We start from the raw sequence: 20,180 nt of genomic DNA, 5'->3' as shown, positions 1-20,180 counted from the left end.
TTGAGATGAACCTCTCCTTGACCCACTGTTATGCATTTTGCCAGAACCACTGAGTTCCCAAAGGAAGTTACAGTGCAAATCACACAGAAAATTTTCTTGACAAATAAAACTGATCTGCTCGAATATGACTGAATTCTCAATTTAGAAAGTTATGTTCACTACAAAATTACAGGTTGCCTTTCTCGCAACAGCACTTTTTCTCTTTGTGCCTCCGGTTGTATTCACACCGCCAACCGTACTTGCTCAGAGCAATATCCGCACCCAGCGGGTTCAGTTTAAGCCTGGTGCTAACAGCGCCACCGTCCAAGGCTCTATCAAGGGCTACCAGACCGTAGACTATGTCCTGAACGCCAGAAAAGGGCAAATTATGAATGTCAGCATGGCAACCAGGCACAGTGCCACTTACTTCAACATCCTGGCACCGGGTGAAACTGAGGTGGCGATGTTCAACGGATCGATAAACGGGAACCAGTACGAAGGAACCTTACTAAAGAGCGGCGACTATAAAATTCGGGTCTACATGATGCGGAGTGCCGCACGCCGCAATGAAATGGCAAACTACCGCCTTGAGACGATTGTCTCAACCCGTGACAATACCAGCAGCGGGGGGGATGCGACGGTTCCTGGTACGAATTACAACGCAACTGGTAATATCCCATGCTCTATGGGTGGGGGGCAGCCCACCGCATCTTGTTCCTTTGGTGTCACCCGCCAAGGGAATGGAAACGGCACTGTTACGGTCACAAAGACAGATGGTCGCACCCGCGCGATCTTCTTTAAGAACGGAAAGGCTGAAGGATACGATCAGAGTCAAGCAGATACTGGTAGATTCAGTGCAACAAAGCAGGGGGATCTCAACATCGTTCGCATTGGTCAGGAGCGCTACGAGATTCCAGATGCAGCAATCTTTGGTGGTTGATTCCCTGCTTCAAATTGTGGCTGCGGAAAGCACAGTTCTTGCAACCACTAACCTGATTGGTGATGCGTAACAACTCGGCTGAAGCGGTTTGTTGAGAGTTCCTGATGGTACTGCCAGTCACTTTTGCAGTACCATCAGGAACATTTAGGCAAAATGATTGGGCTGCGGCTATGCAAAGCCCGATCGCATCATCGTGCTAATGGATTTTGATTTTGTGCTGCTGAGCTTATGGTTTGCGCAATTCTTGCACATCTTGTTTCTGGACGTTTCGCACTGTCAATCCAAACTAAGATGTTCTTTTTCAATGAATGACTAAACGCTTCAAAATTACTGCTGGCTCTTTCGTTTGCTTGCAAGGCTTGCTGTAAATCTATCGGAATGGTCAATGCTTCGATCGCATCTAATGTAATCCATGAGCCATCTTGCTTTGCCGCTGCAATTTTTTTCAGCCCTGCCTCAGTCATTAGTCCCTGTTCAACCAACTCTTCAATATATTGCTTATTTAATTTTGACCACACACTCTTCTGCTTCCGAGGCGTGAAGATCTGCTTATAGCGGTCTTCATCTAACGATTTGACTTTACTATCTATCCAACCAAAGCAGAGAGCTTCCTTGACAGCCTCGCTGTATTGCACGCTTGGCTTCCCGCTTTTGACCTTGTAGTAAATCAACCAGATGCCAATTGAGGTGCGATGGTTTTTTTCTAACCATGTGCGCCATGTGTTGCGATCGCTGGCATAAATAGTCTCTAGTTGGTCGTCGAATTTTGACATTACACGATGACAAATAATACTCACGCTAAACGCTGATGCACCTTCAACCTAGAGCGTTTTTTGCGCTGGTGAGATATGGGTAAGGGGCTTCAGCCCTTGTGCAAAGACGATTGTACTTTAGGAGTTGTACAGAAATAACAGTATGGTACTGTAGCTGTCAGCCGTCAGTGAAAAGCCGATCGCTGATCCAAACGTGTGCCGTTATTGTTTAGCAAGCTCTTAGTCGCTCAAACAGTTCGACACCGCTCCTGTCAACGATCTGTTGTCTGGCTAGAGAATGTATGGAAATGATTGAAAGGATTCTTCCGCTGCCTGAGCACGATCAGCAAAAGATGATGCTTCCTCGGTTCGCGCTTCGGCAATTCTGCCTTCATTGGCATCGGCACGTGGAAATGAGTGTAACGACTGGTTATGGTCGATCGCTAACGCACGGCGGCTCTGAGCATCGGGAAAGTTGGGTTTAATTTCCAACGCTTTGTCGTAGCTGGCAACAGCGGATTCATAATCGCCCAGGTGCCCTAACGCTGAGCCACGACTGTACCAGGCAATGTGAAAGTCAGGGTTGAGGGTAATCGCGCGATCGTAGCTGGCAATTGCGTCCTCGTTTTGCCCTAGATGCCCCAGTGCAATGCCGCGACAGTACCAGGCTTCGGGCATCTCTGGCTGAAACTGCACCGCTTTATCATAACTAGCGATCGCTTCCGTATATAGCCCTAACTTGCGAAAGGCAGAGCCTCGACTAAACCAGGCTTTGGCAAAACCAGAGTTTAGCTGAAGGGCGCGATCGTAACTGGCAATTGCCTCACGATAGCAACCAGACTTGTAGAGGGCGCTACCCCAGTTATACCAGGCTTCGCGCAGGTTTGGCTTCAGCTCTAACGCTTGACGATAGCTCTCGATCGCGTCCTCGTACTGTCCAAGGGCATCAAAGGCATTGCCCCGGTTGTACCACGCTTCATAAAGGGTCGCGTTAACGGCTAAAGCTTTGTTGTAGCTATAAATGGCTTCTTCATGCCGTCCTAGCTTATGCAGCACGTTGCCCCGGTTGTACCAGGCTCCATACCATTCAGGTTTGATGGTTAAGACGCGATCGTAGCTACCAAGCGCTTCCCGGTAACGACCCATTTGATTGAGTGTGTTTGCACGGTTATACCAGGCATGAGAATAGTGTGGTCTGTAGTTAATCGCCTGGTCGTAGCTGTCTATAGCAGCATCATAGTGCCCTAGTTTGTATAAAATAATGCCCCGGTTATACCAGGATTTAGAGTAGTCTGGCTCAAACTCTAATGTCTTGTCGTAGCTCTTCAGCGCTTCTTCATAGCAACCCGATTTATCGAGCGCATTACCTCGATTGTGCCAAGCCTGATGGAAGTCTGGTCTAAGCTTGATCGCCTTGTCGTAACTGGCGATCGCTTCCTCATAGCTGTGCAAATTGTAGAGCGCCATACCGCGACTATTGAGGGCTTCTGGATAGGCGGGTTCTAGATCGATCGCCTGATTAAAACTAGCAACGGCTTCTTCGTAATGCCCTAATTCAGACAGCGCTACGCCACGAATGTGCCAAACGTGGTGCCAATCAGGGTGAAGCTGCAAGATGCGATCAAAGCTGAGTACAGCATCGTCAAAAGCCCCAGCTTGGCTGAGCTGTAGCCCTTGCTTTAATAAAAACTCTGCTTCTGAGTCCAGACGCTGATACATATCAATTGCTTGACAAGAGATGATCATTGACGATGAGAGGCGATGAGGGCATCACGGCGACCTGAGCAACAAACAACAGAAAAAGCGGGGCATTAACTGGCAAAGGTGGCTGCTAACGGTTGACTCGCAGTACCGCGATCGACATGGGGTTAGAAGAATTGGGCTAGAAGATTGAGCTGGGTACCCAATCAGTCAGTCGCTGTTGGTAGCAAGACTGAATAGCCCTTAAGGAATAAAACCATTTGCTGGGCTGAGCCTTCATGCTTTATTGTAACGTGAGTTTGAGGTAAGGCTGGGGTGGTCGCCATCTGCTATCGGTAGCTTAGTGGTGTCAGAAATAAGTAACCAAAATGAGCCTCAAGATGATCGACAAATACCTTTGGTCTATGTCAAGGTTTTACCTGTAAAAGTTTTTGCTGATGAGACAGGAGCGCCAAAACAACAGCACTCTCACTGCTCCAGAACAGTTTGAGCAAAAGCCCCAAGAATGCAGTTAAAAACCAATTACGCGAGGTGGAAAACTGAACGCAGCAGCAGTTGTCGCACTTCAAGCAAACTATGAAGAAGTATGTATCTCCACAGGAGGATGTGATTGAAACTGATATTCCCGTATGAACAAGGTAAATCTTTCGATTGGTCAGCATGCAGTAGAAAAATTTACACAGTGGAGCACCGAGTCGTATGTTTGAGAGCCATTCTGTTACCGAATTCGGTGCATTCTAGACGTGAGGGATCGGCTTGAGAAAGGTTCTGATTGCTAACTTAAACTCCCTCACTGTCATCTTCTTAGACTAGCGCTGTTAAAGTTTAGGGTTGGTCAAAGGGAGAGTAGCCTGTTAAATATCCGGTAAGGACGCTGTACTTGGTCCTGTTTTTATTTTTATTGATAGAAGAGATCTTCAACGTGTATGGGTAACTCAAAAATGCTTCGATCGCCACGCTTAGCCTGGTTAGAGGGAGTCCGCATGGCAGCGGCAGTTTTGCTATTGCTCTACCATGCTCAGTTGCTCTTCACTGGCTATGCATATACACCGCAACCAACGGGATTGGCTGACAACCTGCGTCAGTTGGTGACCCCTGTCGAAGGGGGTGCTGATCCAGGCTTGCTACTGCGCCTTTTGGGCATTCCAGGCTGGTTCGGGTTTCAGTTTGTGGATGTGTTTGTGCTCATCAGCGGTTTCAGCTTAGTGCTGTCATTGAAGGGGCAGCCGCTAGCCGTTGGCAGCTTTCTTAAGCGCCGTATTCTACGCATTCTATGGCCCTTCTGGACGGTAGCTTGGCTGTCTTATCCAGCACTGTGGGCGATCGGAGTTGCTACACACAGCTATATACCAAGCGTGTGGCATACCTTTGCTGGGGCAACGTTCCCATTGCTGTTTGATTACAGTGGCGAACTCCTGCTAGCCACGAGTGGTCCGTGGTGGTTTGTGCCCCTCATTCTTAGCTTTGCACTCATTTTTCCGTTCCTGTGGCATCTGCTGCAACGGTGGGGAGCGGTTAATTTGATGCTGATAAGTACGCTGCTAACGGTAGCATATCGAGCATTAGCGGTGTATAAGTTTGACGGTCACCCCACTTACGTCATTTTAGATACGCCGACCGACTGGCATCCATTCCTAATTTTCCTTGCCAAACTCAGTACTTTTGTACTGGGAATGGTAGTCGCACAGCTTTACATTCAGGGTAGAGGACCGCTTTTCTGGAAGCCTCAGCGAGCGTTGCTCTTGGGTGTGCCTATTTATGCACTCGGCTTTGTTTGTCAGTTCTACCGGGCAGGTTGGGTGTTTGTGGACTTGCTCTTACCCATCGGTCTGACGCTTTGCTGTATGGTGCTTTTTCGCATCATTGCCCAACCCCAACCGATCGCCACTGTCCTTGTCTGGCTGGGTGCTCATAGCTACAGCTACTTTTTGATTCATAACTTTGTGGTCGATCGCACGATCAGATTGGTTGTGCAGGATGATCTGTCTCTTTACTATTGGCTGCTCCCTGTGATGGTACTGGGAACGCTGATCTTGGCGGTTTTGGCAGATTATGCGAGTCCCCTGTTACAGCGCCTAACTGCTGCGCTACTCAGCGATCTGGACTATGTTTTAACACCGACAGCCGTGCGTCAGCGTCGGATTTGGAATCCACTGGTGGGCGATACAGTACTTTATAAAGGTACAGTGGGCTGGACAGTGCTAAAAGTCGAAAAACTACTGGATGAGCGAGAGTTCTTTTTGTGTCAAATCAGCGATGGACAGCGATCGCTATGGGTGAATGAAGATGATTTGGAGCCTGCCGTAAAGCGGTCTCCTCCAGGGGAAGTCAGTAAAAACTCTGCCTTTTTCTAAGGACGGCTGACGCTGCTGCAACGTTTGACACAACAGACCTTAATAATTGGAGGATGGCTAAAGTGAGGAACTGGACGGGCGATATCTCTAAAGTGGTTTACACCCATGTTTTGCTAATTGGTGTTCCAACCATTTTCTACTATTGCTTGCGAGTAGGCGGAATGCCGTTGATTAGAATTCACATGGCGATCGCCACGTTTTTTCTCCTCAGCTCCCTGGTTATTTTTTTGGAAGCCACCAACGCGTTGTTTCGGCGTTTTGCGGTTAAAAACAAGCGTGCTGGTAACAGCCGGATGGCTCAGTTTAAACATTCCGCTAAGTCAGTGCTGGGCGTTGGCGGCAGTAACAGCCTCCCCGTAACGGATCCTCTACCACGCTGCTCTTTTTTGGTCGCTGCCTACCTGCCGAACGAGCAGGATATTATTCTCGACACGCTGAAGCACATTCTCAACAAAGTGCAGCGATCGTCAGCAGGGCTGGAGGTGATTCTTGCCTACAACACGCCCGTCGATTTGCCCGTTGAAGACGATCTGCGACGGCTGGCACACATCCATCCGGAGTTACGCTTGCTGCGAGTGGACGGCAGCCACTCTAAAGCTGAAAACCTGAACGCCGCTCTACACATTGTGACTGGTGAAATCACCTGTATTTTAGACGCTGACCACCTCCCAGCAGCAGACTGTTTCATCCGGGCGTGGCGCTGGTTGGAGCATGACTATGATGTGGTGCAGGGGCGCAACATTATCCGCAACCATCGCCATAGTTTGCTGACGCTCAACATCGCGATCGAGTTTGAAACGCTTTACGGGGTTAGTCATGCAGCCAAGTCTTTTTTAACCGACTCCAGCATCTTCGGTGGTTCCAACGGCTACTGGCGCACAACGGTTCTACAGCAGATTCGCTTTAACCCAGCCATGCTGACAGAAGATATTGATGCTTCTATGAGGACTCTGTTAAGCGGCTACCGTATCCTGCACGATCGCAGTATTATTACAACCGAGCTTGCTCCTGCTGACTTCAATTCCTTTTGGTTTCAGCGCAAGCGTTGGGCGCAGGGTTGGCTGGAGGTCAGCTTTAAATACCAGCGTCGAGTTTGGAAATCCCACAACTTTACCCTATGGCAAAAAGTTTACTGGACGTATCTGCTCTATTTTTGTGTGCTCTATTCGCTGATTGCACTCCAAATCTTGCCGCTTATTTTGAGCCTGTTGCTTTATCAGGGCGATTTACCACCATCGGATAATCCTTTCCTTTGGTTCAGCACTGTAGTCACCTTTTCCAGCGGTGTTTATCAGACGCTGGTCACGATGAAAGTAGCAGCGGTGCGCTATCCAGTGATGTACTTTCTACAGCATGCTGTCATCATTTTCCTATACACCATCTTGAAAAACATGATTGCAGTTGTAGGGCTATACGACCACCTGAGTGGTCACAATAAATGGGTGGTTACGCCGCGTGGAAGCAAGAAAAAGCGTCTGCTCTCAACCCGCAAGCTTCCGGTTTTAGCGCCTACAGCAGCAGGGCTTGGGTCGGCAAAATAGGGCTGGCATCTACACTCACGCATCATTAAACGTCAGACTTTGGTCACGCTAACGACCCATTTCTCAGCGTTTCAGGTGCCTAATTTAATGGTGGTTAACCAGCAATACTGTCGTGCGTTCAGCTAAGTCGGGCATTCTAGGCTGGAACGCAGAGTCATACAGCCGAAATGAAGCAATCACAAAGGATTATTCCGTTGACACGCAGACGCTTTACCCACCTTACGATGTCAGGCGTTGCTTTCTTGATGTCTTTGAGCGCCGATCGAGTACAGGCAACCATGTCGCGCTCTGAGAAAGCAATTCAGCCGATCGGTCTACGGCGACCATCCAACTTAGGCACGACCTTCAGCCAGCTTCAATGTCATTACATGGGCTTGGACTACCAGGAGACATTCCGTCAGATCTGTTCACTAGGTTTTAACCGCATCCGTCTGTGCAGCTACTGGCATGAGATTGAGCCAGCCGAGAACCAGTTCGATTTCACAGCGCTGGACTGGTTGCTAGAGGAAAGCCATCGGCACGGCATTGATGTCGTGCTGACCGTGGGAATGAAAGCACCACGCTGGCCCGAATTTCACTTTCCCGATTGGTTACATGCTCGTCAAGACACCGCCACAAACCGGGCAGCAGTGGATCTCAATCCTGAGATTGCCGATCGCGCTTTGAACTTTACTCAGGCAGTTGTGAATCATGTGCGGGAGGCTCCGGCTCTCAAGTATTGGCAAATCGAAAACGAGCCGTTTACTCGCCTGGATATTACGGCTGGGCGCTATCTCAGCTATGACTTTGTGCGTCGGGAAGCAGCATTAGTCCGCTCGCTAGCAGCACCTAACCAGAAACTCCTAATGACAGCCGCTATTAGTCTGCCTGCTGCCGATTTGGCAGAGGACGATCGTGCCTTTCAGGAAAGCGTCAATATGGCAGACGCGGTAGGCATCAATGTCTACACCAAAGTCCCTGCTGGAAACTCACTCTTCTATTTACAGCCACTGCCGCCTTATTGGGAAAAGCTAAAAGAATGGCAGACTAGCCTTGCAACCAGCGACAAAGAAGACTGGATCGCCGAAGCGCAAGCAGAACCGTGGGAACCCAACCAGCTAGTAGCGATGGCGAAGGCAGAATACCCAAGCTGCACCCCCAAGCGTACCAGCAATCTAGTCAACTCACTCACCGATTTGGGCTACAGCACAGTCATGCTGTGGGGCTGCGAATATTGGTATTGGCAAAAGAAAAACGATCGCAACCTTTGGTGGTGGACAATGCAGCAGATTGTTCAAGCTTCAACGCTCAAAGCCTAAAGGCAGGAGTGATACTCGCCTTCAGCGCAAGCTTAACTGCTCGATTGAGCGCATAAGCGAGTGTTTTAATTGCGCTGGCGCTTGCTTCATTGCGCTTGTCCGCTTTGTAACGTAAGCGTTGTGCCACACTGCTAACCGTTACTGCCCTGGTACGATCGATGCTGGTGTCGTAGTCACCGCTGGCGTTATTACGGGCTGAACCTGAAGGACGGGAGTGCTAACAGTCGCGTTGACCGATGTTGGCTGCACTACTGATGTTGCAGGTGTGGGCGTGAGAAGAGCTGGAGCTGGTCGGGGTGCAGGTGCGGGTGTCACTGGAACCGATGGTTGAACAGGTGTCGTCACGATCGGTGCGGGCGTAGGCGTGACTGGAACCACTGGCTGAACTGGTGGGGTAACGATCGGTGCAGGCGCGGGTGTGACTGGAACCGATGGTTGAACAGGTGTCGTGACGATCGGCGCAGGTGCGGGTGCTGGCGTAACTGGAACCGATGGTTGAACAGGCGTAGTCACGATCGGCGCAGGCGCGGGTGTGACTGGAACCGATGGTTGAACAGGCGTAGTCACGATCGGCGCGGGCGCGGGTGTGACTGGAATCGCTGGTTGAACGGGTGTCGTTACCACCGGGGCTGGTGTCGTCGGAGTGGAAGGTTGAACGGGCAGACTGGGAGGTGAAGTTGGCGTACCAGGATTCGTCAACGTTGGAGTCCTGGAAGGAGCAGGGTCTGGGTTAGACAGCGTTGGACGAACTGGGACAACTGAACCCGGATCAGGCAATGATGGCTGTGAAGTGGTAGGCAGAATGGTCAGTGGAGCCGTACTTAGATCCGAGCCGGATGGAACTGGCGTTGGGACTAAGAGATTCGGCGTTAGGGTTGCTTGTACACCGGGTGGTGGCGTGAGACTAACGAAAGCAGGATTTTCAGACACTCGACCCGTTAGCGGCGTTTGTTCGCTGGCTGCCTGAGCGGTCTCTGCCTGTACTGCGGCAATGCCTGGATCAGCGCTTGGTGTCGCATTACTGAGAGGCAAGTCTAAGTCTTTGACCAGTTCGCTGGTCTGGTAAAACGTGTTCAGATCGAAGTTGTAAACCTGAACAACTTGATTCTGCACAATCACTGCCATCTGACCCGCTTGCAGGGTTTGAGCCTGCGAGGTTTCTCCGTTCGACACTTCAATACGGCTGTTTGTTAGTGCTCCCACGATCGTGGTGTTAGTGTCTTCGTTGTAGCGAACAAAGAGAGCAGACCCCCGGATGCCAGCCGCTGCGTTGGGTGTACGCACGTTGGTTCGTCCCTGACCCGGTGGAATCAATAGCAAAGCTGTGCCGTTGCCGAGATAGAAGTTACGGGTATTTGGCACAAACTGAAACAACGTCCGTTCACCAATCCGGGCAAGCGAACTGTCGTTGAAGCGAAGCTCTGCAAAAGACTGACGAGCCGTTGCTAGAGAGTCCCCAGGGGTCATAGTGTCTGAGTTACGGGCAGCACGGGTGACTCGATTTTTCAAGATGAGCTGCACTTGATTGCGGAGTGCCTGCACAGTCGCTCTGGTGAGAGGCGTTTCCGCGTTGGCAGCTTGCGGCAAGCTCAGCGTTCCAATACTAGACAGAATCAACGTGACGATCAGGAGTAAGTTGCGAGACATAATGGCTCCAAGCGTTCAGAATCACCCAGCGATCGCACCCTTGCTACGCTGCTACGTTGCTTCAAGCACCGATGTTGCCATCTTCTCAAGCTGCGGTCTGTAGCAAATACAATGAAGCGCTCTCTCGACGGGTGCTAAGTGTCGGGATAAGCTTCGTCGCTTGCGTCAAACATGACAGCCTTTAAGAGCAGGCTCAAAGCAGCCGTTTTGGAAAATTTTAAAGAGCTATGTGTTTCCTCTTCAGTATATAAACGCAATCCTAATTAAAGCAGATATAAAGCTTTCTAGTTACAAGCTTACGTTCATCACCTCTAAATGTCACTTTAAAACCTTAACAATCCCTACTTCGGGCGATGGCAAGTAGTTTGTTTCATTCGCCTAATGGCATAGGCTAGTAAGCAATACCCTTAGCTTCACCCTAGCCTGGTCTAACCGCAAGAAATCCCTGTTGTTAGCAGTATCGAATGATTCAGTAGTTCCACGGTTCCTGATTTGCAGATACGTCACTCGTCTACCCGTCGTCGGCTCTCTCTACTGAGCCGATTAGCAATCTGGCAGCAGATTATTGTTTGGAGCAGTTTACTGCTTAGCAGTCCCGCTTGGTCTGCGCCCAAGCCTACCGCATCCATCAGTGGTGCTGTTCAGCCTCGTCCAATCGCTGCTCAAACCGCGATCGCGGGCACTTCATCTCCATCGTACCGTCCGCAAAACTCGGCGTTGGCTACATTGCGAGCGCGACGTTACCGTGCGGCAGCTCTTCTGCCACTCCAACCGTCGCAGGCTACTACTACCACCGCCGACACTGCTGCCGACACTGCCGCCGACAGTGAAACGACCTCAGCCTCTTTTATTGACCCAGTAAGCACCCAAACCATTGCACAGCAGAGTGCTCCCTCGGTGACGCAAGAAGACGGTAGTACGCCGCCTGCTAATGGTGATCCGGAGCTGGGCGTTCTACGGCTACAAGCGCCCAGACGCTTGCCCTCCGCCATACCAACAGGTGATCTAGGTGGACAACGCCAATCTGGTCTAAAGCAGTGTGCGTCTGGTGCACAGCCCGACCCAGAGCTTGGTTGCCTCCCATTGCAACCGTTACAGCCACCACCACCACCCCGCCAACCAGCCGTTTACCTTCTCGCTCATGTGGATTATTTCCGCAGTAGCAATGTGTTCTCGGCGATCGATCCCGTGGATGATGGGCTTGTCAGACCGGGGCTAACGCTATTTACAGCACCAGCGATCGGACAAAACACCTACTTCGTCGCCTCTGTTGATGGCAATTTGGTTCGGTACAACACACAGTCTCAGATTGATTACAACGAGCTGAGGTTTAGAGCCGGAATCTTTCAACGGCTTTCGCCAACTATGTTTGGTGAGATTGGCTGGAGCAACCAGCAACTTTTTATTGCCGGAAGCAAGCTGCCAGGGTTGCCAGCGGGAACCCGGTTTTTAAATGATCATGGGATTCGCTTTGAGTTGAGCCGACGCGATCAGTTGAGCAAGCGCCTGTCTTTGAATACGTTCTATCAGTTAAGGCTCAGTTTTGCTGATCCTGACAGCCGATCGCGGTTGCTCAATTCCTTTATCGCTTCGTTCAGTTACGACTATCAGCCAAATCTTCAGATTGGGCTTGACTATCAGTTCGCGCTGGCAAACTTTACGGTTGTCAAGCGCGATGACCAATACCATCAAGTGGCAGCTCGATTGACTTATACAGCATTCCGCAACACCCAGATGAATGTGTTCGTCGGTTATAGCTTTGGTCGCTCCTCTGATCCCACGATCGCATTTAATGGTCTCATTTTAGGAGTCAGCCTGACGGTCAGTTTAGGTCTTTTTTGAACATGAGCGATGACGTAATGCCTGTTACGTGGCTATAACTGTAAAACGCCAGTTGAAGTCACTGTAAAATCTCTTAAAACTCTCTGGAATTGCCCTACATCACTGAGTAGAGAGAGGCAGCAGCAGGATTTGTTGAAACATCTAAACGTGCAGCTATAAACGTCGGTTTTCTATGCACATAGTCAGCTTTAGGCAGCATCGTTGGGTCTGTTGCAGGTTCAATCTTCAGGGGCATCTACCTTCATCGATTCAATTCATTACAGGTAGTGTTCTGGAGTCGCTTCTATGTTAACCAGATTTAAATTGCTATTTCTCAACAGCACGTTGAGTCGGATGGTGCTGATCTTTGTCTGCACTTTGTGTCTTGTGCTGGTGGCACGATCGCCGATCGCTGCCCAAGCACCAACGATTAATCAAGCCAAAATTACTCAGGTACTCGACGGTGCTCAAATTTTTATTCAAAACAAGCAAGCAAAGCTAAATGACTCTGCCAACAAAGGTCAACGCGTGCGTACCGGAGAAACAAGGGCACAGTTGACGTTTAACACAGGCGCGATCGGGCGCTTAGCCCACAACTCAGTGTTAACAGTGGGTCAATGTGCCCGCCTGCAAAAGGGAACACTACTGGTCAATGGTGCCATCAATGGTTGCACCTCTTCTGTTGTAGCGGGTGTACGCGGGACAACCTATGTCCTGGAGGCAACCGAAACGGGTGAAACAGGCATCAAAGTGCTGGAAGGCGAGGTAACGATCGCACGTCGGCAAGATCAGGAAAGCGACACTGAACCAGCCTCTGGCAGCAAGCAATTCTCTCTGCCCTCGATTATGCCAAGCCTGCCGATACCAGAGCCAGAAGCGTCGCCTAGTCCCGTGCCTGAGCCACCTGCTGCGACTGATACGACCCCCGCTAATGCCAACGAAATCGTGCTCAAAGCGGGGGAGAAAGTTAACGTTAGCCCTACAGGAACCTTAGGACTGGTCGAAAAGCTAACCCAAGGTGATTTCACTACTCTTCTGAGGGGCAACCTCTTCAATGGTTTTACGATTCCGTTGCCTGGTACGGCAAAGCTTCAGGCAAGCTTCCAGCAGTTGTTTCCCGGTGTACCGTTCCCCGTTCAGCTACCGAGTCTTCCAATTCCGAGTGTGCCGATTCCGAATCTTCCAATTCGGTTGCCGTTTTAGGAAGTGAGGAGTGAGAAGTGAGGAGTGGGGGGTGAAGGAGTGAGGGGGTGAGGAGTGATTTCGAGTTGCTCCTGACCGCTGCCTCCTGCCTTTTGCTCCTGCCCTCTGCCTTCTGCCCTTTGCCCACGTTCGACTGCCCTCTGCCCTCTGCCCTCTGCCTTCTGCCCTCTGCCCTCTGCCTCCTGCCTTCTACCCGACACTAACGAAGCAAACCGATGACCAAAAGTAATCGCCGATGGCGTGTAAAACCTGCCGCGATCGCGCCTGTATGCATTAGCTTCTGGGCGATGGCAGGCGCGATCGCGACAGCATTCAACCTACAACCATTGCGGCTGCTGGAGCTACAAACTCAAGCGCTCTTTTTTCGATTGCGGGGTGCGGTCGCGCCACCGCAGGAGATTGTGATTTTGGCGATCGATGATGACTCGTTAACGCGAGGGCGAGACTCCAGGGATTTGAAGTCATTAGCCGCAATTCAATCCTGGCCCTGGCGGCGGACTGCCTATGCAGACGCGATCGATAACCTGATGTCAGCAGGAGCCAGATCGGTTGCGGTTGATGTGCTGTGGGATTTGCCCAGCGATCGCCCTGCTGACGATCAGCGCCTCCAGCAAGTCTTGAAACGGTATGCGGGTCGCGTCACTTTGGCAGCGCTACACGCGTCTTCACAAAGCAACGGAGGCGGTCTTGATCAGTTGGTCTACCCCGATCCATCCTTTCAAGTTGAACCAAAATCGATTGGCTTTATCAACTATCTCGCTGAAGCAGACGGGCGATTTCGTCGCTTTGCCAGCGTTTATTTCAACCAGATTGATACTGACCTACGCCGATCGCAGCCAGATTTGCGATCGTTTGACGAAGCGAGCCTACACGTCTCAAAGCTGCCGTTTACACCCCCCAAAGGTGATTACATTTTTTTCTACGGTGGTCAAAACACGTTTACAACGGTTTCGTTCTGGCATGTGCTGTATCCCCAAAATTGGGCGTTGCTAAAGCAGCAGCAGGTCTTCAAAGACAAAATTGTGCTGATTGGTCCCACCGCTGCCTTTCTACAGGATATCCACCCCACTCCCTTTGGCGAGATTTCTGGTGTCGAAATTCATGCCAATGCGATCGCGACGATGTTAGAGCAACGTGCGATCGCTGAAGTGCTTCCCGATCCGCGTTGGCGAGGAGTTTACTTATTACTGGGCATTACGGGTTTAGGGCTTGCCATCAGTCAATTATCAAAACGTGCCACGCTGCGCTTCCTCCTTTCCATTGCTTTTGCCAGCGGGTGGTTGTTGATAGGGTATGTCAGCTTTGTCTCTGGCGGTTTTATTCTCCCCGTTGCCACACCAATGCTGGCGATCGCCCTCACGGGTCTTTCCTTTCTGGGCACCGGAGCTGTCAGCGACCAGATCGAAAAGCTCCGGTTGCGCCGCACGTTGGAGCGCTACGTTGCCGCGCCGATCGTCGAAGAAATTCTCAGCCAGCCAGAAGAGTTTCAGGCGTTGTTGCAAGGACGCAAACTCAACGCAGCCGTCCTGTTTTGCGATATTCGCGGTTTTACCACACTGTCTTATAAATTGCCGCCTGAACAACTGGTAGCGCTGCTCAACACTTACCTGAATGCCATGGTAGAAGCGGTTGCTACCGCCAGTGGCACGATCGATAAGTTTATTGGCGATGCAGTAATGGCAGAATTTGGTTCCCCAGTTTCCTATGGCGAAAAGACAGATGCGATGAATGCAATTCGAGCTGCCTTGGGGATGCGTCGATCGCTGGCAGCGCTGCGATCGCAATGGCAACAAGAGGGCAAAACCATGATTTACCACGGCATTGGCATTAGCTACGGCGAAGTTGTTGCGGGCAATATCGGATCGCTGCGACGCTTGGAGTATACCGTGATTGGTGATACGGTCAATGTTGCCAGTCGCGTTGAAGGTCTCACTAAAAGCTTCTGGACAGATATTTTGATTACAGAGTCGCTGTATCAGCTGGTGCAAGAGCAAGTTGAAGTCGTGTTTGTAGGCGAACATTTGCTGCGTGGACGCGAAGACAGCCCCACCCCACTCTACAGTTTGGTGGGTTTGAAGGGTGAATCACCAACCCTGTACCATCAAGTGCATGAGGAGTTAAGACGCTACTTGGGCTACAAAGAGTCATCAACGTAATCTATTACCTGTGTACGTTAGGAACAGTAAGGAATAACAATTGGTAATGGGTTACAGCGCATTGCTTTCCTCGTCTTGCGATCACAGAGTAGTTAAAGGTTAACTTGGTGCAATGAAGTTGCCGTCGTGTAGTCTTAACTTCACTAACAAAGTATAGAAGCACACAGGTACGAACTTGATTACTACATCTCAAGCAGGACATAGAAAGAATAGCTCACTCTCTACTGCAACAGCTTTTAATAAGCTGTTCTGCTTTTTAAGTGAAACAAAAATAGCAATGTTATTTTGGGATCAAATGGGGACAGCATGAAGAAATGAAGTTTCTCCTAGACACGAACGTCATTATTCCAGCAGAACCTGCAAGCCAGCAAATCCTTGAGTCAGGCGCTATATTTGTCACTGAACTCCTTCGGCTACTCGCAGAGGGAAGCCATCAATTTTATGTACACAGCGAATCGATCAATGAAATTCGTGGAGATCGTAATAAGACACGCAGAGAAGTGCGGGAAGTACTTCTCCGGAAGTATCCCATTTTGCCTAATGCTCCAAAAACAAGCAAAAGACTTGAATCTATTTTAGGCAGTCATTCCCTAAATCGACACGATAAAGTCGATCTAATTCTCTTAGCAGCGCTCGATTCAGATGCTGTTGATTATCTAGTAACTAATGATCGTGGTCTTCACAAAGAAGCATCTCGATTAGAGTTGAGCGCTAGGGTCTGTACTCCTGTAGAAGCGATCTCTATCATAAGAGCACTTTTTCCAGTAACACCAGTTCCGCCTCCAGCAGTAAAAAGCGTATATGTGCATGAACTAGATCAAGAAGATCCTATTTTTGATTCATTGAGAAAAGATTATCCAGGATTTGATGTGTGGCTTACAAAGTGTAAAAGAGAACACCGAAAAGCCTGGATTATTGACTCTCCAACCAAAGGCTTGGGTGGGTTATGCATTATCAAATCAGAAACTTTTCCTGAATATGCTCTTCCTACTCCAACTCTTAAAATATGCACCTTTAAAGTTTCTGAGAATAGTCGTGGCTATCGTTATGGCGAATTACTACTTAAAGCAGTATTTGATTACACCTTCAAGAACAATTACTTATCAATCTACTTAACAGTATTTCCAAAACAAGCTGAGCTTATTAGTCTTTTTGAGGGCTTTGGGTTTCAAGCTTTGAACAAACCGTCTCTAGATTTAGATGATGAGCTTATTCTTGGCAAGATGCTCAAGTTCTCAGTAGAGGACTATAATACTCTCAATCCTCTAGATTTTAATATTAAGTTTGGTCCCTACAATGTCAAATTTGATGGGGCACAAGCGTTTATGGTACCAATTGTCCCCAAATATCACCGTATGCTTTTTCCAGAAGCAGAAGCACAGCTAGAAGTTATCCCTGGACAGTATCCTTTTGGTAATGGTCTTCGCAAAGCCTACCTTTGCCATTCCAGCATACGGCGCATCTGCCCTGGAGACATATTATTCTTTTATCGTTCTCGTGAAAATCGCGGGATCTCAGCATATGGGGTTGTAGAGAATATAATTATCTCTAAAAATTCCACAGGTGTTGCTCGCTCCGTTGGAAAAAGAACTGTTTATAGATTCCATGAAATAGAGAAAATGTGTAGTAAAGAAGTACTTGTAATCCTGTTTCGCCTATCTTATATTTTAATTCAACCTATTTCTATTCAAACCTTAATTCAAAAGGGGATTCTCAAGACTGCCCCACAATCAATTACTACTTTATCCGAAGAAGCAAAGCAATGGTTGAAAACTCAGTTTTCGAATCAGTATTAATGTCAATTCACCCTGAGTTTGTCAGGCTGATTTTAAATGGTAAAAAGAAAGTAGAATTTCGTAAAATACGCTTTTCTATAGATGTTTCCCATGTTGTAATTTACGCGACTTTACCGATCAAAAAAATTGTAGGGTACTTCGAAGTAAAAAATATTAACACTGGGAGTCCGGATGAGCTATGGAGCTCTTATAGAAATATTGGGGGAATTGAGGAAGAACGTTTCTATGAATACTATAAAAATTATTCAAATGGAATTGCTATAGAAATAGGGGAAGTCTATAAGCTAGACAACTATCTTCCACTCAGCTATATCTCATCGTCTGCTCCACCACAAAGCTACTCGTACATAAACCGAAAAACATTTGAACAAATTGTTGGAATGATACACAGAAAAACAGAGTCGACATTGAGACGATAAGCTGTAAGGGCAGTGTTTGAATACAAGCAAGCAACAGATGGAGAATAGCACGCTCCAATAGCACCTTTTTCCTACTATCCTCATGGATTTGGAAGCCCTCCTTCGGCTCAAACGCACGATTCGCACGATCGGGTTTGATGATGCACCGTTTACGCGACGGGCAAGTGAACCTGTAGCGGTGGCAGGAGTCGTTTGTGCTGGCACTCGCTTTGAAGGCATGGTGTGGACGCACGTACAGCCAGATGGATGGGATGCGACCGCTACGCTCACTGAAACGCTCCTTCGCAGTAAGTTTTTGCCGCAAGTGCATGTGGTGCTGCTGGATGGCATTTCGTTGGGTGGGTTCAATGTGATCGATTTGCCACTGCTTGCCAAACAGCTAGAGCGTCCGTGTGTTTCTGTGATGCGGCGCTTGCCGAAATTGGACGCGATCGCACATGCGCTTCGCCGCCTTCCCGAACCAGAGCGCCGCTTGGAAATTCTCCAGCGCGCAGGCAGTATTCATGCGTATCCACCGTTTTACTTTCAGGTTTATGGGGCTGAACCATCCATCATGGCAAAGGTTCTTCAGCAACTAACCGATCGTGGGCACGTGCCTGAAGCACTGCGGTTAGCTCATCTCATTACATCAGCAGTCGTTAAGGGTGAAAGTGGACATCAGGCGTAGGTTTGGAATAGCGGTCAGCAGTTAGCGGTCAGCGGTCAGCAGTTAGCAGTCAGCGGTTAGCGGTCAGCGGTCAGCAGTTAGCGGTCAGCAGTTAGCGGTCAGCAGTTAGCGGTCAGCAGTTAGCGGTCAGCGGTTAGCACTGGATTGATAGCCGATCGCTGAAAGCTGATAGCTGAAAGCTGAAAGCTGATAGCTAATTCAAACTTGACGTGGACGTTAAAGTTACGCTATAAGTAAAGCGTGAACGAACGAATGCGGATTGGTGAATTTGCGAAACGGGCGGGTGTAACTCCTCGCACAGTGCGCTACTACGAAAGCTTGGGGCTGCTGGGTCCCAGTGAACGGGAAGGTGCTGGTTTTCGGTATTACACCGACGTAGAGTTAGCCATTCTGCAAAAGATTAACATTTACAAAGGGTTGGGTTTGAGCCTGGATGAGATTGCCGTTGTGCTGCCGCTCTATTCTGAAGATCCGACTGGAGTGCAAGGAAAGCGGAAGCTCGTCGAAATTCTCAAAGCACATCTTCAAGAAGCGGATGACAAAATTGAATCGTTGAACCAGTTTCGATCGGAACTCCAGGCAAACATCGATCGCATCCAGCAATGGATCGATGAGCGCGTCGAAGGCGAGTAATTTTTTTGCTCCAAATATGACGTTGACGTAAAAGTTAAAAGAGGTGAGGCATGCAAGAAGTCATTCCACAAGGTCAGTCTGTACGGGTTTTCTGGCGGCACCGAATGGTTGTGCAGCAGCCAAAGAAGTCTTCCAGGAGCGGGATATATGAGCCGAGGCACCCAACCACGATCGACCGTTGATTGAAAGTTGAAAGCAACGATTGAAGTCAGGCAGGAGATTGCAAATGGCGGGTAAATTAGCAGGAAAAGTGGCGATCGTCACAGGTGCGTCATCAGGTATTGGTGAAGCAACGGCGATCGCGCTGGCAGCAGAGGGAGCAACCGTAGCGATCGCAGCTCGTCGGAGCGATCGACTGGCAGCATTAGCGAAACAGCTTACAGAGAAAGGCGGACAGGTTTTGTCGATTACTGCTGATGTGTCTGATGAAGCACAGGTCAGCGTCATGGTGCAGAAGACTCAAGCAGAATTTGGCAGAGTCGATATTCTCGTCAACAATGCAGGCGTAATGCTGCTGGGCATGATTGATGGAGCCAACACCGAAGACTGGCGACGGATGATTAACCTCAATGTGCTGGGGTTAATGTATGCCACACATCAGGTGTTACCGCTGATGAAGGCGCAGGGCGGGGGACATATCGTGAACATCTCATCGGTTGCGGGTCGCGTTGCCAATGCTGGAAGTGGTGTCTATAACGCCTCGAAATGGGCAGTCGGCGCGTTCTCTGAGGCGCTCCGCAAAGAAGTCTACCAGAACAATATTCGCGTCACGATTATTGAGCCGGGACTGGTGGCAACCGAATTACCGCAGCACGTCACCGATCCCAAAGCGAAGGAGACGACTGCTAGTTTTTATGGGTCGGTCAAAAATCTGGACAGTGAGGATATTGCAGCGGCGATCGTCTATGCCGTGACGCAGCCTTCTCATGTGAACGTCAATGAAATTCTCATTCGCCCCACGGAGCAAGAGCGGTAAAGCAAACTCGTAAGGACGTTACATGCAACGTCCTCACAGCAAGATTCTGTAGGCTGAGCATTGCCCACCCTACTGCTGAGCTAAGCTCCATCGTTCGAGTTCAGCGCTGCATTGTCCGAGTTCTAAGCTGCATCATCCGAGTTCAGAACTGCATCGTTCGAGTTCTAAGCTCCATCATCCGAGTTCTAAGCTCCATCGTTCGAGTTCTAAGCTCCATCATCCGAGTTCAGAACTGCATCATCCGAGTTCTAAGCTCCATCATCCGAGTTCTAAGCTCCATCGTTCGAGTTCTAAGCT

General features: G+C 49.4%; 16 protein-coding genes. 12 read left to right on the top strand and 4 right to left on the bottom strand.

Going from position 1 to position 20,180, the window contains the following annotated elements; all coding sequences use genetic code 11:
- Positions 1-151: 151 nt before the first annotated feature.
- The gene (locus AC5JO6_RS27710) at positions 152-919 is read left to right on the top strand and encodes a hypothetical protein (RefSeq protein ID WP_496084278.1); all 768 of its coding nucleotides are present in this window, start codon (positions 152-154) and stop codon (positions 917-919) included.
- A 188-nt stretch (positions 920-1,107) separates the two neighbouring features.
- Here AC5JO6_RS27710 and AC5JO6_RS27705 read toward each other — a convergent pair whose 3' ends face one another.
- Together AC5JO6_RS27705 and AC5JO6_RS27700 are read right to left on the bottom strand one after the other, a co-directional pair.
- Entirely contained in the window at positions 1,108-1,692 is a 585-nt protein-coding gene (locus AC5JO6_RS27705; RefSeq protein WP_496084277.1) for a YdeI/OmpD-associated family protein, read from the bottom strand.
- Positions 1,693-1,962: 270 nt separating this feature from the next.
- On the bottom strand, positions 1,963-3,390 hold the full coding sequence (locus AC5JO6_RS27700) for a tetratricopeptide repeat protein (RefSeq protein ID WP_496084276.1): 1,428 nt from the start codon (positions 3,388-3,390) through the stop codon (positions 1,963-1,965).
- 908 nt (positions 3,391-4,298) lie between these two features.
- On the opposite strand from AC5JO6_RS27700, the gene AC5JO6_RS27695 reads away from it, so the two are divergent.
- The 3 genes from AC5JO6_RS27695 to AC5JO6_RS27685 all read left to right on the top strand — a co-directional run bounded on the left by AC5JO6_RS27695 (position 4,299) and on the right by AC5JO6_RS27685 (position 8,565).
- Positions 4,299-5,726, top strand: a complete 1,428-nt coding sequence (locus tag AC5JO6_RS27695) for an acyltransferase family protein (RefSeq protein ID WP_496084275.1) — start codon at positions 4,299-4,301, stop codon at positions 5,724-5,726.
- Between the two features lie 53 nt (positions 5,727-5,779).
- Positions 5,780-7,267, top strand: coding sequence for a glycosyltransferase family 2 protein (locus tag AC5JO6_RS27690; RefSeq protein ID WP_496084274.1), 1,488 nt, complete (start codon positions 5,780-5,782; stop codon positions 7,265-7,267).
- 194 nt (positions 7,268-7,461) lie between these two features.
- Positions 7,462-8,565 carry a beta-galactosidase gene (locus AC5JO6_RS27685; RefSeq protein ID WP_496084273.1) on the top strand — a complete coding sequence of 368 codons (1,104 nt, stop codon included), beginning with the start codon at positions 7,462-7,464 and terminating at the stop codon, positions 8,563-8,565.
- A gap of 138 nt (positions 8,566-8,703) precedes the next feature.
- On the opposite strand, the gene AC5JO6_RS27680 is transcribed toward AC5JO6_RS27685, so the two are convergent.
- Positions 8,704-10,212 carry a FecR domain-containing protein gene (locus AC5JO6_RS27680; protein WP_496084272.1) on the bottom strand — a complete coding sequence of 503 codons (1,509 nt, stop codon included), beginning with the start codon at positions 10,210-10,212 and terminating at the stop codon, positions 8,704-8,706.
- A 492-nt stretch (positions 10,213-10,704) separates the two neighbouring features.
- Between AC5JO6_RS27680 and AC5JO6_RS27675 the strand changes: the two genes are divergently transcribed.
- Positions 10,705-12,054: a hypothetical protein gene (locus AC5JO6_RS27675; RefSeq protein WP_496084271.1), complete on the top strand. Its 1,350-nt coding sequence runs from the start codon at positions 10,705-10,707 to the stop codon at positions 12,052-12,054.
- 285 nt (positions 12,055-12,339) lie between these two features.
- Positions 12,340-13,236 (top strand): FecR family protein, encoded by an 897-nt coding sequence (locus tag AC5JO6_RS27670; protein WP_496084270.1) that lies wholly within the window; start codon positions 12,340-12,342, stop codon positions 13,234-13,236.
- Here the strand turns inward: AC5JO6_RS27670 and AC5JO6_RS27665 are convergent.
- On the bottom strand, positions 13,233-13,436 hold the full coding sequence (locus AC5JO6_RS27665; RefSeq protein WP_496084269.1) for a hypothetical protein: 204 nt from the start codon (positions 13,434-13,436) through the stop codon (positions 13,233-13,235). The two genes, AC5JO6_RS27670 and AC5JO6_RS27665, sit on opposite strands and share 4 nt — an antisense overlap.
- A 15-nt stretch (positions 13,437-13,451) precedes the next feature.
- Between AC5JO6_RS27665 and AC5JO6_RS27660 the strand changes: the two genes are divergently transcribed.
- From AC5JO6_RS27660 to AC5JO6_RS27635, 6 genes are all read left to right on the top strand, one after another.
- Positions 13,452-15,392 (top strand): CHASE2 domain-containing protein, encoded by a 1,941-nt coding sequence (locus tag AC5JO6_RS27660; RefSeq protein ID WP_496084268.1) that lies wholly within the window; start codon positions 13,452-13,454, stop codon positions 15,390-15,392.
- Between the two features lie 314 nt (positions 15,393-15,706).
- Positions 15,707-17,188, top strand: coding sequence for a GNAT family N-acetyltransferase (locus tag AC5JO6_RS27655; protein WP_496084267.1), 1,482 nt, complete (start codon positions 15,707-15,709; stop codon positions 17,186-17,188).
- A complete protein-coding gene (locus AC5JO6_RS27650; protein ID WP_496084266.1) occupies positions 17,155-17,607 on the top strand; it encodes an ASCH domain-containing protein in 453 nt (150 codons plus the stop codon). The genes AC5JO6_RS27655 and AC5JO6_RS27650 overlap by 34 nt, the downstream gene beginning before the upstream one ends.
- Before the next feature lie 82 nt (positions 17,608-17,689).
- Positions 17,690-18,274 (top strand): endonuclease dU, encoded by a 585-nt coding sequence (locus tag AC5JO6_RS27645; RefSeq protein ID WP_496084265.1) that lies wholly within the window; start codon positions 17,690-17,692, stop codon positions 18,272-18,274.
- A 240-nt stretch (positions 18,275-18,514) separates the two neighbouring features.
- On the top strand, positions 18,515-18,907 hold the full coding sequence (locus AC5JO6_RS27640; RefSeq protein ID WP_496084264.1) for a MerR family transcriptional regulator: 393 nt from the start codon (positions 18,515-18,517) through the stop codon (positions 18,905-18,907).
- A gap of 226 nt (positions 18,908-19,133) precedes the next feature.
- The gene (locus tag AC5JO6_RS27635) at positions 19,134-19,883 is read left to right on the top strand and encodes an SDR family NAD(P)-dependent oxidoreductase (RefSeq protein WP_496084263.1); all 750 of its coding nucleotides are present in this window, start codon (positions 19,134-19,136) and stop codon (positions 19,881-19,883) included.
- Positions 19,884-20,180 lie beyond the last annotated feature (297 nt).

This window comes from Tildeniella sp., from assembly GCF_059505325.1.
This window is presented reverse-complemented; position numbering and strand designations above follow the sequence as displayed.

What these genes read in the sequence shown, in the direction of transcription:
- AC5JO6_RS27705 (WP_496084277.1), bottom strand. Translation starts at nt 1,692, where the DNA reads ATGTCAAAATTCGACGACCAACTAGAGACTATTTATGCCAGCGATCGC.
- AC5JO6_RS27680 (WP_496084272.1), bottom strand. Translation starts at nt 10,212, where the DNA reads ATGTCTCGCAACTTACTCCTGATCGTCACGTTGATTCTGTCTAGTATT.
- AC5JO6_RS27660 (WP_496084268.1), top strand. Translation starts at nt 13,452, where the DNA reads ATGACCAAAAGTAATCGCCGATGGCGTGTAAAACCTGCCGCGATCGCG.
- AC5JO6_RS27695 (WP_496084275.1), top strand. Translation starts at nt 4,299, where the DNA reads ATGGGTAACTCAAAAATGCTTCGATCGCCACGCTTAGCCTGGTTAGAG.
- AC5JO6_RS27710 (WP_496084278.1), top strand. Translation starts at nt 152, where the DNA reads ATGTTCACTACAAAATTACAGGTTGCCTTTCTCGCAACAGCACTTTTT.
- AC5JO6_RS27670 (WP_496084270.1), top strand. Translation starts at nt 12,340, where the DNA reads ATGTTAACCAGATTTAAATTGCTATTTCTCAACAGCACGTTGAGTCGG.
- AC5JO6_RS27645 (WP_496084265.1), top strand. Translation starts at nt 17,690, where the DNA reads ATGGATTTGGAAGCCCTCCTTCGGCTCAAACGCACGATTCGCACGATC.
- AC5JO6_RS27690 (WP_496084274.1), top strand. Translation starts at nt 5,780, where the DNA reads ATGGCTAAAGTGAGGAACTGGACGGGCGATATCTCTAAAGTGGTTTAC.
- AC5JO6_RS27655 (WP_496084267.1), top strand. Translation starts at nt 15,707, where the DNA reads ATGAAGTTTCTCCTAGACACGAACGTCATTATTCCAGCAGAACCTGCA.
- AC5JO6_RS27635 (WP_496084263.1), top strand. Translation starts at nt 19,134, where the DNA reads ATGGCGGGTAAATTAGCAGGAAAAGTGGCGATCGTCACAGGTGCGTCA.
- AC5JO6_RS27650 (WP_496084266.1), top strand. Translation starts at nt 17,155, where the DNA reads ATGGTTGAAAACTCAGTTTTCGAATCAGTATTAATGTCAATTCACCCT.
- AC5JO6_RS27700 (WP_496084276.1), bottom strand. Translation starts at nt 3,390, where the DNA reads ATGTATCAGCGTCTGGACTCAGAAGCAGAGTTTTTATTAAAGCAAGGG.